11 protein-coding genes are annotated in these 12,688 nt (G+C 39.4%); all 11 read left to right on the forward strand.

The window, feature by feature from the left end:
• The first annotated feature begins 31 nt into the window (after positions 1-31).
• Positions 32-2,560 (forward strand): preprotein translocase subunit SecA, encoded by a 2,529-nt coding sequence (gene secA, locus ACPWSO_RS07970; protein WP_426082375.1) that lies wholly within the window; start codon positions 32-34, stop codon positions 2,558-2,560.
• A 230-nt stretch (positions 2,561-2,790) separates the two neighbouring features.
• Positions 2,791-3,892 (forward strand): peptide chain release factor 2 gene (prfB, locus tag ACPWSO_RS07975; protein ID WP_426082376.1). Its coding sequence is split into 2 segments (ribosomal slippage): positions 2,791-2,862 and positions 2,864-3,892, totalling 1,101 coding nucleotides; the frame shifts between segments, so codons are not numbered across the junction.
• Between the two features lie 106 nt (positions 3,893-3,998).
• Entirely contained in the window at positions 3,999-4,685 is a 687-nt protein-coding gene (gene ftsE / locus ACPWSO_RS07980) for a cell division ATP-binding protein FtsE (RefSeq protein WP_426082377.1), read from the forward strand.
• A complete protein-coding gene (gene ftsX / locus ACPWSO_RS07985) occupies positions 4,678-5,562 on the forward strand; it encodes a permease-like cell division protein FtsX (RefSeq protein ID WP_426082378.1) in 885 nt (294 codons plus the stop codon). Before ftsE ends, ftsX begins: the two co-directional genes overlap by 8 nt.
• 118 nt (positions 5,563-5,680) lie before the next feature.
• Positions 5,681-7,129: a cardiolipin synthase gene (gene cls, locus ACPWSO_RS07990; protein WP_426082379.1), complete on the forward strand. Its 1,449-nt coding sequence runs from the start codon at positions 5,681-5,683 to the stop codon at positions 7,127-7,129.
• A gap of 178 nt (positions 7,130-7,307) precedes the next feature.
• Positions 7,308-8,162, forward strand: a complete 855-nt coding sequence (locus tag ACPWSO_RS07995) for a phosphate ABC transporter substrate-binding protein PstS (protein ID WP_426082380.1) — start codon at positions 7,308-7,310, stop codon at positions 8,160-8,162.
• A gap of 117 nt (positions 8,163-8,279) precedes the next feature.
• Positions 8,280-9,200, forward strand: coding sequence for a phosphate ABC transporter permease subunit PstC (pstC, locus tag ACPWSO_RS08000; protein ID WP_426082381.1), 921 nt, complete (start codon positions 8,280-8,282; stop codon positions 9,198-9,200).
• Entirely contained in the window at positions 9,200-10,084 is an 885-nt protein-coding gene (pstA, locus tag ACPWSO_RS08005) for a phosphate ABC transporter permease PstA (protein ID WP_426082383.1), read from the forward strand. The genes pstC and pstA overlap by 1 nt, the downstream gene beginning before the upstream one ends.
• A gap of 16 nt (positions 10,085-10,100) precedes the next feature.
• On the forward strand, positions 10,101-10,910 hold the full coding sequence (gene pstB / locus ACPWSO_RS08010) for a phosphate ABC transporter ATP-binding protein PstB (protein WP_426082385.1): 810 nt from the start codon (positions 10,101-10,103) through the stop codon (positions 10,908-10,910).
• Positions 10,911-10,920: 10 nt separating this feature from the next.
• Complete coding sequence (gene pstB, locus ACPWSO_RS08015; protein ID WP_426082386.1) at positions 10,921-11,679, forward strand: phosphate ABC transporter ATP-binding protein PstB; 759 nt, start codon at positions 10,921-10,923, stop codon at positions 11,677-11,679.
• A gap of 23 nt (positions 11,680-11,702) precedes the next feature.
• Positions 11,703-12,374, forward strand: coding sequence for a phosphate signaling complex protein PhoU (gene phoU / locus ACPWSO_RS08020; RefSeq protein ID WP_426082387.1), 672 nt, complete (start codon positions 11,703-11,705; stop codon positions 12,372-12,374).
• Positions 12,375-12,688: the final 314 nt, after the last annotated feature.

Raw genomic sequence — 12,688 nt, forward strand, 5'->3', positions numbered from 1 at the left:
AATAGAGTTAATTGAAAGGAACACTTGAAAAATGGCAAATTTTCTTAGAAAGATGATTGAAAACGATAAAAAGGAACTAAAACGTCTCGAAGGGATTGCAGACCAGGTTGATAGCTTTGCTTCAGCAATGGAACAATTAAGTGATGATGAACTTCGCGGCAAAACAGATGAGCTGAAAGGACGCTATCAAAAAGGCGAAACCTTAGATCAACTGCTGCCTGAAGCGTTCGCTGTAGTTCGTGAAGGTGCAAAGCGGGTATTAGGTTTATATCCTTACCGTGTTCAGCTTATGGGGGGGATTGTTCTTCACGATGGCAACATCCCTGAGATGAGAACAGGGGAAGGGAAAACCTTGACAGCTACAATGCCGGTATATTTGAATGCTTTATCCGGTGAAGGTGTCCATGTGGTAACAGTCAATGAATATTTGGCAACTCGTGATTCAAGTGAAATGGGAGAGTTGTACAATTTCCTTGGATTGAGTGTTGGTCTGAATATCAACTCAAAAACAGCAGAAGAAAAGCGTGCGGCATATAATGCGGATATCACATATAGCACAAATAATGAACTAGGTTTTGATTATCTGAGAGACAATATGGTTGTTTACCGTAATCAAATGGTACAGCGTCCGCTGAACTATGCAATTGTTGATGAAGTGGACTCTATTTTAGTTGATGAAGCTCGTACTCCATTAATCATTTCAGGACAGGCTGAAAAGTCTACTGCTCTGTATACACGTACAGATTTAGTTGTGAAAAAACTGAAAGAAGAAGAAGATTTCAAAATCGACGTTCAGTCTAAAACGATTAGTCTTACCGAAGCAGGTATGGAAAAAGTTGAAGAAGCTTTTGGTTTGGATAACCTTTACGAAATTGAAAACACAGCATTGACGCATCATATGGAGCAGGCTTTGCGTGCAAACTTCATCATGATTCGTGACTTCGACTACGTTGTACAGGATGGAAAAGTTCTTATTGTCGACCAATTTACTGGGCGTATTATGGATGGACGCCGTTATTCTGATGGTTTGCATCAGGCGATTGAGGCAAAAGAAGGCGTTGAAATTGAAGACGAAACAAAAACAATGGCAACTATTACCTTCCAGAACTACTTCCGTATGTATAAAAAATTGTCTGGGATGACCGGTACAGCGAAAACAGAAGAAGAAGAGTTCCGTGAAATTTACAATATGCAGGTTATTCAAATTCCTACAAATAAACCAATCGTTCGTGATGATCGTGCGGACTTACTTTATCCTACACTGGATACAAAGTTTAAAGCAGTTGTACAGGATATCAAGGAACGCTACCATAATGGTCAGCCTATCCTGGTAGGGACAGTAGCGGTTGAAACTTCTGAGCTGTTGTCTAACATGTTAAATGAAGAAAAAATTCCGCATGAAGTATTGAATGCTAAAAATCACTTTAAAGAAGCAGAAATCATCATGAATGCTGGTCAAAAGGGTGCGGTTACGATAGCAACCAACATGGCTGGTCGTGGTACGGATATTAAACTTGGCTTGGGCGTTGTCGAATTAGGCGGCTTGGCCGTTATTGGTACAGAACGGCACGAGTCTCGTCGTATAGATAATCAGCTTCGCGGACGTTCCGGTCGTCAGGGAGATCCAGGGATTTCACAATTTTATCTTTCTTTGGAAGATGATTTGATGAAACGTTTTGGTTCAGAACGAATTAAAGCTTTCCTTGATCGCATGAAGATCGAAGACGAGGATGCTGTTATTCAAAGTAAAATGCTGACTAGACAAGTTGAATCTGCTCAGAAACGAGTGGAAGGAAACAACTATGATACTCGAAAGAACGTTTTACAATATGACGACGTGATGCGTGAGCAGCGTGAAGTCATCTATGCGCAGCGTCAGGAAGTCATCATGGAAGAAAATGACTTAACAGATGTATTGATGAATATGGTAAAACGGACAATCAGCCGGGTTGTTGACAGTCATACTCAATTAGAAAAAGAAAACTGGAATCTGGAAGGAATCGTAGATTTTGCCGGATCAGCTGTCCTGCATGAAGATGCTATTTCTATTGAGGATATCAAAGGGAAAACACCAGAAGAGATTAAAGATTACTTATATAATGCTGCAAAAGAAATCTATGAAACAAAAGCAGCACAACTAAGTGGTCCTGAGCAAATGCTTGAATTCCAAAAGGTTGTTATTTTGAGAGTGGTTGATACAAAATGGACTGACCATATTGATGCAATGGATCAGCTACGCCAATCTGTGGGCTTACGTGCCTATGGTCAAAATAATCCTTTGGTTGAGTATCAAACAGAAGGTTATCAAATGTTTGAGGACATGGTTGGAGCCATTGAATTTGAAGTTACCCGTCTATTTATGAAATCGGAACTTCGTCAAAATGTTCAACGGGAGCAGGTCGCCCAAGGTGAAGCAACTCATCCAGGTGAAACTCCAGAAGAACAAAGTAATACTTCTGGGAAGAAGAAACCTGTTCAGGTACAAAAAGTGGGAAGAAATGACCCATGTCCGTGCGGCAGCGGCAAGAAATTCAAAAACTGTCACGGAAAAAATGCCTAAATAAAAGCGAAGGCGGGGCTTGTCCCTGCCTTTACTTGTTGTTTTGACGAGAACAGCAGTCTAAAAAAGTTTTAAGAGCAGTGTAAATAATGGAAAACACGTTGCATTTCCGGAAGGATTTGTGTAAGTTACTTTGTACTGGTAAAATGAGTAAATAATCATTTTACTAGATAGAAGTTTAAGGAGTAAATTGCTAACATTGATTTAAAGGAAAGGAAGTTTTAAGATAGATGGAAAATGCAGAAATTCGTCATTCATTAGATGATATGAATGAAAAAATAAGTAGTTTTAGGGGGTCTCTTTGACTTAGACCAGCTGGAAGAGGATATTGCAGAGGCTGAACATCGAATGGCAGAGCCTGGTTTCTGGGATAACACCGAAGAAGCACAGAAGTTGATCAATGAAACAAATGTCTATAAAGAAAAGTTTCAGCAGTTTAATCAGCTTGCGGAAGAGCTGGAGGAGCTGGAAGTGATGAATGAGCTTCAACAGGAAGAATACGACCAAGAGATTCATGAGGAACTAGTTGACAGAATCCAGCAATTGACTGAAAAATTGTCGATTTATGAGCTTTCCCTACTATTAAATGAGCCGTATGATAAGAACAATGCTATCATTGAACTACATCCGGGGGCTGGCGGAACCGAGTCTCAGGATTGGGGCAGCATGCTGTTAAGGATGTATACGCGCTGGGCAGAAAGTCATGGATTTCAAGTGGAAACATTGGATTATCTTGCTGGAGATGAAGCCGGTATAAAAAGTGTAACACTGGAAATTAAAGGATATAACGCTTATGGCTATCTCAAATCTGAAAAAGGCGTCCATCGTTTAGTTCGTATCTCACCTTTCGATTCTGCTAAACGAAGACATACTTCTTTTTGTTCGGTAGATGTAATGCCAGAGCTGGATGATACAGTAGAAGTAGCGATTAATTCTGATGATTTGAAAATTGATACCTATCGTGCAAGCGGTGCCGGCGGTCAGCATATTAATAAAACAGAATCTGCGGTCAGAATTACTCATATCCCGACAGGAACGGTTGTAGCAAGTCAGGCGCAACGTTCACAGCTAAAAAATAGGGAACAGGCAATGTCTATGCTGAAAGCGAAGCTTTATCAGCTGGAACTGGAGAAAAAGGCGCAGGAAGCAGCAAATCTGCGTGGCGAACAGCTGGAAATCGGTTGGGGTTCACAAATTCGTTCATATGTTTTTCATCCGTACTCGATGGTCAAAGACCACCGGACTAATTTTGAAACAGGAAATGTACAGGCAGTCATGGATGGAGATCTTGACGGATTTATCGATGCTTATTTAAAAATGCAAATCAGCTAAGCTCTTTACTGAAATGAAATATAACTGTAAAGTGTTGAAAGAGGATTGAAATAAATTAATGTTATAATAAGCAGTGATTTTATTATGGAGATGGAGAGAAAACATCATGATTGAAATGAAAGATGTAATGAAAAAGTATTCTAATGGTACAACTGCTATTAGAAATCTTTCAATAGAAATAAAACCAGGTGAGTTTGTATATGTTGTAGGTCCATCTGGTGCAGGAAAGTCTACATTTATCAAGTTGATGTACCGCGAAGAAAAAGCAACAAAGGGACGCCTAAAGGTAGCCGGTCACGATCTGATTAGAATTAAGAACAATGAAGTTCCTTATCTGAGAAGAGAAATCGGGATTGTCTTTCAGGATTATAAACTGTTAAGCAAAAAGACTGTTTATGAAAATGTTGCCTATGCTATGCAGGTAATTGGAAGAAAACCTCGTGAAGTTAAGAAACGCGTTATGGAAGTATTGGATCTTGTAGGATTGAAGCACAAAGTACGGGTATTTCCAAGTGAGCTTTCCGGTGGGGAGCAACAGCGTGTATCAATCGCACGGGCAATCGTAAATATGCCTAAAGTTCTGATTGCTGATGAACCAACTGGTAACCTTGATCCCGAAAATTCCTGGGAGATTATGAAGTTATTGGATCGTATTAATGCTCAGGGAACTACGGTTGTGATGGCAACACATAACAGTACGATTGTAAATACCATCCGTCATCGGGTAATTGCGATAGAGAACGGACGGATTATTCGAGATCAAGCGGAAGGGGATTACGGCTACGATGATTAGAACATTTTTTACTCATTTACTTGAGAGTATTAAAAGTTTGAAGCGAAACGGCTGGATGACGATAGCTTCAACAAGTGCCGTGACAATCACATTAATACTTGTAGGTATTTTTATGGCAGTGATTTTCAATGCAACGAAATTGGCAAAGGATATTTCTGAAAACGTAACAGTTTCAGTTTTTGTTGATATTGGTACAACAGCAGAGGAAATGCAGGCATTAGAAGGCGAATTAGGCAAAATTCCAAATGTCGAAAGTATTTCATACTCTAATAAAGATCAGCAGCTTAAAAAAATTCAAGATCAAATGGGGGATGCCTGGAATCTTTTTGAAGGAGACAGCAACCCGCTATACGATGTGTATTATTTAAGTGCAAAACAACCAGAACAAACAAAGAAAATCTCTGAAGAAGCTGGTAAGCTGGCAAATGTATTTAAAGCCGATTATGGCGGATTGTCTTCTGATAAGATTTTCCAATTAGCTAAAACCGTTCAGACTTGGGGACTTGCTGCGGCAGGTTTACTACTATTCGTAGCAGTGTTTCTAATTTCAAATACGATTCGAATTACTATTTTGTCAAGACAACGTGAGATTCAAATCATGCGTTTAGTTGGGGCGAAAAATGGATATATCCGCTGGCCTTTCTTCTTGGAAGGTGCCTGGATCGGTCTGTTGGGAGCTATTATTCCAATGGTCCTTCTGACTTTTGGTTATCATCAGGCATTTAAAGTTCTGAATCTGCAGCTGCTGCGTTCAAACTATTCAATGTTGAAGCCAGAAGAATTCCTGTGGCAGTTGAATTTACTGATGATTGGTGTAGGAGTTGTTATCGGCTCTGTAGGTTCAGTAATATCTATGCGCCGATTCTTGAAGATATAAAAGCTTAAGAGAATGAAATGATTTGTTTGAAAAATCATTTCATTCTCTTTTTTCTTTACTTCTCATGACAAGTTAGATATCCTTACTAGTGTGGGAAAGCGTAGTTAGAGGTGAATGTATGAATTTTTTTATTGATAATTTCTTTGTAATTATTTTTATTGCTAATATTTTGCTCTCGCTGGTTATTGTTTTTCGTGAGAGACGGGAAACAGCTCAAACTTGGGCCTGGCTATTGGTTCTTTTCTTTGTCCCTATTGTGGGATTCGTTTTATATATCTTTCTTGGACGGGGAATATCTAAAGATAAAATCTTTGACATGAAGATGCAGGCCAAAATTGGTATGAACGCCGAAATCGAAAATGAAAAGAATGCCTTGAGGAGAGGGCTGTTTCCTCATCCGCCAACTGGCGAAGTAAAGCCCAAACAGTTGATTTATATGCTGACGATTTTTGAAAGCTCCATGTATACAACGAATAACGATATTATTTTATATACAGATGGACGTGAAAAATTTGATGCACTGATTGAAGATATTCGTCGGGCGAAGGACCATATCCATATGGAGTACTATATTTATCGTGCGGATACCCTTGGGAAAGAGGTTCGGGAAGAACTGATTAATGCTGCAAAACGTGGAGTAAAGGTTCGCGTACTTCTGGATGCATGGGGTTCCACCCAAGTGAATATGAAGTTTTTTGAAAGGTTGACAAATGAAGGCGGAGAGGTTGCATTTTTCTTTCCATTGTTTGTACCTTATTTAAACCCCCGCATCAATTATCGAAATCATCGAAAAATTGTTGTGATTGATGGGATGGTAGGTTATACTGGCGGTTTTAATGTGGGGGATGAATATTTAGGTAATGTCGCCAAATTTGGTTATTGGCGGGATAATCACCTGCGTATTTGCGGCGATGCAGTTTATAGTATGCAGAACCGGTTTTTAATGGACTGGAACTCTCAACACCCAGAAGAATTAAGCTATCGGGAACAATATTTCCCGGCAATTACTTCTGTAGGTAAAAAGGCTGTTCAGATTGTGACCAGCGGTCCTGATTCTGAACATGAACAGATTAAAATGACGTATTTGAAAATGATTTCTTTAGCTAAGAAGGAAATTTTAATTCAGACACCTTATTATATTCCAGATGAATCTATTCATGAGGCCCTTAAGCTGGCACTTCTTTCTGGTGTTAATGTAAGAATCCAAATTCCTAATAAGCCGGATCATATGCTGGTTTATTGGGCAACGTATTCTTTTGCAGCAGAGCTGCTGGAGTATGGAGCGATTATCGAAACCTATGAAAATGGCTTTATACATGCCAAAACGGTTATTATTGACGGCGGCATCGTTTCAGTAGGATCTGCTAATATTGATGTTCGTTCATTTAGACTGGACTTTGAGATTAACACAATCATTTATGATCAGGAGTTTTCTGAAAAAGTTAGAGATTCTTTTTACGAAGATTCTCAGGTGTCAGAGCTGTTAACACAGGAAAAGTACAATGCGAGAGGTTTTATTATTAAACTTAAAGAGGGGCTGGCACGCTTAATCTCACCATTGCTATAAGGTAAAACAGAATAAAAATATAAAACTTCAATTGAGCAAACTAGGCTTGATTGAAGTTTTTTGTTATTTTATTACTCAAAAGAACTGAATGAAAGGAAATTTTAAGTAATTTGATTTTCATTGTTAATTCTTAATGTTAAAATAAACTGATTGAATGGATTTGGAGGTTTACGAGGAAATGAAAAAGAAATTATTCATTATTTTTAGTTTAATAAGTATGCTTGCTCTTTCAGGGTGTGCCAGCTGGATTGATCGGGGAGAATCTATTACTGCAGTTGGTTCCTCTGCGCTTCAGCCTTTAGTTGAAACGGCTAGTGAGGCCTTCCAGAGTGAAAATCCCGGGAAGTTTATTAATGTCCAAGGGGGCGGAAGCGGCACGGGTTTGAGTCAGGTACAGGCTGGAGCTGTTGAAATTGGAAATTCTGATTTGTTCGCTGAGGAAAAGAAAGGTATTGAAGCGAATAAACTGGTCGATCACAAAGTTGCGGTTGCAGGAATCACACCAATTATTAATAAAAATGTGGGTGTGACGGATATCTCTATAGAAAACTTGAGAAAAATCTTTTTAGGAGAGATAAAAAACTGGAAAGAGCTAGGCGGTAAAGATATCAGCATTGTTATTCTGAATAGAGCAGCCGGCAGCGGTACTCGGGCAACCTTTGAAAAATGGGTTTTGGATGGTAAAACAGCTGTCCGCGCACAGGAGCAGGATTCCAGCGGCATGGTACGGTCTATCGTTTCAGATACACCAGGTGCTATTAGCTATACAGCTTTTTCCTACGTCAATGATGAAGTGGCAACTTTGAAAGTTGATGGTGTGGATCCAACTGATGATAATGTAGCAACGAATGAATGGAAAATTTGGTCCTATGAGCATATGTATACTTTAGGTGAACCAAAAGAATTAACGAAAGAGTTTCTCGATTTTATGCTGTCCGATGAGGTGCAGGAAGGAATAATTGAAGACTTAGGTTATATTCCTGTTTCAAAAATGAAAGTGGAACGGGATTGGGAAGGAAATCTGATTGATTAATCACCTTTACACAAAATTTACAAACTTAACACAAGATTTACATGTTATTAAACGCAAATTGAAATTCAAAGCGTACACTTGAAAATATCTTATGTATTGCTCAAGGAGGAGTTATTTTTGGAAGATGTGCAAAAGCAGTTACTGACAAAATCAAAACGGGCAAAAATGGAGCAGCGGGGAAAGCTACTTAGCTTCTTTTGTATTGCGCTCATCGTATTGGTTGTCCTTTCCATTTTTTACTTTGTGGCAAGTAAAGGATTGGCTACATTCTTTACTGATAAAATAAATATATTTGATTTTCTTTTTGGAACAAACTGGAATCCAAGTGAGGTTGGTTCGAACGGTAAACCGATGGTAGGAGCCTTGCCAATGATTACCGGATCGTTCGTTGTTACATTTCTGTCAGCAATTGTGGCAACACCGTTTGCAATCGGTGCCGCTGTTTTTATGACAGAAATCTCCCCAAAAAAAGGGTCAAAAATCCTACAGCCGGTAATTGAGCTGTTGGTGGGAATTCCATCAGTTGTTTATGGATTTATTGGTTTAACAGTGATTGTTCCTTTTGTTCGTTCAATTTTTGGTGGGACTGGGTTTGGTATTTTGGCAGGAACCTTCGTGCTGTTTGTCATGATTTTACCAACGGTGACGACAATGACTGTCGATGCACTGAAAGCTGTTCCAAGACACTACAGAGAAGCTTCACTGGCTCTAGGAGCAACCCGCTGGCAGACAATCTATAAAGTTGTGTTGCGGGCAGCGGTTCCGGGTATATTGACAGCGGTCGTCTTTGGAATGGCAAGAGCGTTTGGTGAAGCCTTAGCGATTCAGATGGTTATCGGAAATGCAGCTGTAATGCCAAACGGCCTGACAACACCGGCTTCAACTTTAACAAGTATACTAACAATGGGAATCGGCAATACAATCATGGGAACCGTAGAAAATAACGTTCTTTGGTCGCTTGCCTTGATTCTGCTATTGATGTCTTTATTGTTCAATATTGTGATTCGGATTATAGGTAGAAAAGGAGTGTTGAAATAATGAATGCCAAAAAAGCCGATAAGACAGCTACTGCTGTTTTATACACTGTTTCAGGAGTCATCGTCTTTATTCTGGCCGCGCTGCTCCTTTATATTCTGGTACGGGGAATCCCTCACATTTCTTGGAATTTCCTGACTAAGCCGTCAAAAGCTTATCAAGCTGGCGGAGGAATTGGTATTCAGCTGTTTAACTCTATTTACCTGCTGTTAATCACAATGATTATTAGTTTGCCGATTTCTTTGGGAGCAGGAATTTATCTATCTGAATATGCTAGAAAAAACTGGCTGACTGATGTTATTCGTACCTCCATCGAAATCTTAAGCTCACTGCCCTCCGTAGTTGTCGGTCTGTTCGGCTTTCTGATTTTTGTTGTGCAGATTGGCTATGGCTTTTCTATTATCTCTGGAGCATTGGCATTGACGTTCTTTAATCTTCCATTGTTGACTAGAAATGTAGAGGAATCTTTAAAAGCTGTTCATTATACACAGAGGGAAGCCGGACTTGCCTTAGGTCTTTCCCGATGGGAAACAGTTAAAAAAGTAATTATTCCAGAAGCAATGCCGGGTATTTTGACAGGAGTTATTCTAAGCTCAGGTCGAATTTTTGGCGAAGCGGCAGCACTGATTTACACAGCTGGACAAAGTGCTCCAGCGTTGGATTTCAGTAACTGGAATCCGCTAAGCGTCTCCAGTCCTATCAGTATTTTCAGACAAGCAGAAACTCTGGCTGTTCACATCTGGAAAGTAAATACTGAAGGAACGATGCCGGATGGACCTGCGGTTTCTGCTGGGGCATCGGCAGTCTTGATTATCGTAGTTCTATTATTTAACTTCGGTGCTCGTTTTATAGGGAATAAACTACACAAGCGATTGACATCAGCCTAATGTTAGGAGTAGACAAATGAAAGAATATAATTGGAACGATACAAATATTATGCAGATGGATCCAGAGAAAACGCCTGTTGCACTGCATACAGAGGACCTTCATGTATGGTATGGAGATAACGAAGCAATTAAAGGCGTAGATCTTCAATTTGAAAAAAGCAAAATTACCGCACTGATTGGACCGTCAGGATGCGGGAAATCCACCTATCTACGATCTCTGAATCGAATGAACGATGGAATTGCCAATACAAAGATTACCGGTAAGATTATGTATAAAGGCGTTGACGTGAATAGTAAAGCTGTTGATGTTTACGAAATGCGTAAGCGAATTGGCATGGTTTTTCAACGGCCAAATCCTTTTAGTAAGTCTATTTATGAGAATATCACCTTTGCATTGAAACAGCATGGGGAAAAAGATAAGCATAAATTGGATGAGCTTGTAGAAACAAGTTTGAAGCAGGCGGCGTTATGGGATCAGGTAAAGGATAATCTTTCTAAAAGTGCTTTAGCTTTATCGGGAGGTCAGCAGCAGCGTCTGTGTATTGCTAGAGCAATTGCTATGAAGCCTGATATTTTATTGCTGGATGAGCCTGCCAGTGCTTTGGACCCAATCTCAACTGGGACTGTAGAGGAAACATTAGTGAGCTTGAAAGATGACTACACAATTATCATTGTAACCCATAATATGCAGCAGGCTGCTCGTATCAGTGACCAGACCGCTTTCTTCTATTTGGGTAAAGTTATTGAGTACGATGAAACACGGAAAATCTTTACAAGACCAAAAATACAAGCAACGGAAGACTATGTTTCCGGGCATTTTGGTTAGGAGGAAAACGATGACACAAGAAATTATTTCTTCAAAGGATCTGCATCTATATTATGGAAAAAAAGAAGCGTTAAAGGGAATTGATCTCTCAATCAATCAAGGAGAAATTACGGCTATGATTGGACCTTCAGGTTGTGGTAAATCTACGTATCTTCGTTCTCTTAATCGGATGAATGATCTGATACCTGGAGTAACAATCACCGGTAGTGTGATGTATAAAGGCAAAGATATCTACGGACCGAAAACCGATACAGTGGAACTGCGTAAAGAAATCGGCATGGTTTTTCAGCAGCCCAATCCGTTTCCTTTTTCCGTGTATGAAAATGTGATTTACGGCTTACGCTTGAAAGGTGAGAAAGATAAGCAGATATTGGACGAAGTAGTAGAAAGCAGTTTGAAAGCAGCTTCTGTCTGGGAGGATGTAAAGGATAAACTCCACAAGAGTGCGTTATCTCTTTCCGGCGGTCAGCAGCAGCGGGTTTGTATTGCCCGCGTGTTGGCAGTTAATCCGGAAATTATTTTGCTGGATGAACCAACGAGCGCGCTGGATCCAATTTCAAGCGGAAAAATAGAAAACATGTTGCTCACACTGAAAGAAAAATATACAATGATTATGGTGACTCATAATATGTCTCAAGCATCCCGTATCTCAGATAAAACAGCGTTCTTTCTACAAGGAGAGCTGATTGAGTTTAACGATACAAAGAAAATCTTTTTAAATCCGAAAAGACAAGAGACAGAGGATTATATTTCAGGGAAGTTCGGATAATACAATTTTTAGGAGGAATGCACATGTTGCGTAGTCAGTTTGAAGAAGAACTGCTTAATCTGCATAATCAGTTTTACGAAATGGGTATGATGGTAAGCAATGCTGTCCATAAATCGGTTCGTGCCTATATTGATCATGATAAGCAAATTGCTCAAGGAGTGATTGATTATGATGCTGAAATCAACGAAATGGAAGTAAAGCTTGAGAAGAAAAGCTTTGAAATGATTGCCTTGCAGCAACCGGTAACCACTGATTTGCGGATGATTATTACGGTAATGAAGGCCAGCTCAGATTTGGAAAGAATGGCAGACCACGCGGTATCTATTGCAAAATCAGCGATTCGTTTGAAAGGTGAAACAAGAATTCCGGAGATTGAAAAAGAGATTTCCGATATGTCTGATTATGTGAAGAAAATGGTAGACAATGTCCTTGTTGCCTATGTAAAGACTGATCAAAAGGATGCGCGAATGATTGCTAAGATGGATGATCGAGTGAACGAATACTTCAATAGTATCTATAAAAACTCGATCAACAGTATGAAGGCTGATCCTGAAACGGTTATCAGCGGTACAGATTACCTTCATGTAGCAACTTATTTAGAACGAATCGGCGATTATGTTACAAATATTTGTGAATGGATTGTTTATCTGGCTACTGGAAAAATCACAGAGCTGAATACGAATCATGATGAATAATTAAAGTATGACAAAGAAATACAAAAGCATCATAGTTGTTTGTTAATCGATTCTTTTCGGAGGCTTTACAAAGGCTAATGGACATAGTTTCCGTATTTACGAAAATACTATCCTGCTGATTATACAAATTTTAGTGAAAGAAAGGTTTGGGCGTTTAACTATGTCCCAACCTTTTCTTTTTTAAGCAATATAATATAGAAGTAACTTTACTGATAAAGTAAATACAGACGGAATAGACTGCTGTTGCAGAAACGCAGCGGAGATGATTAGCATCTTCTTTTTGATGTATAGGGATTCGTATTTTAGAGATAAGA

This window comes from Enterococcus sp. LJL51 (genome assembly GCF_049894025.1).
Classification (GTDB): Bacteria; Bacillota; Bacilli; order Lactobacillales; family Enterococcaceae; genus Enterococcus_L.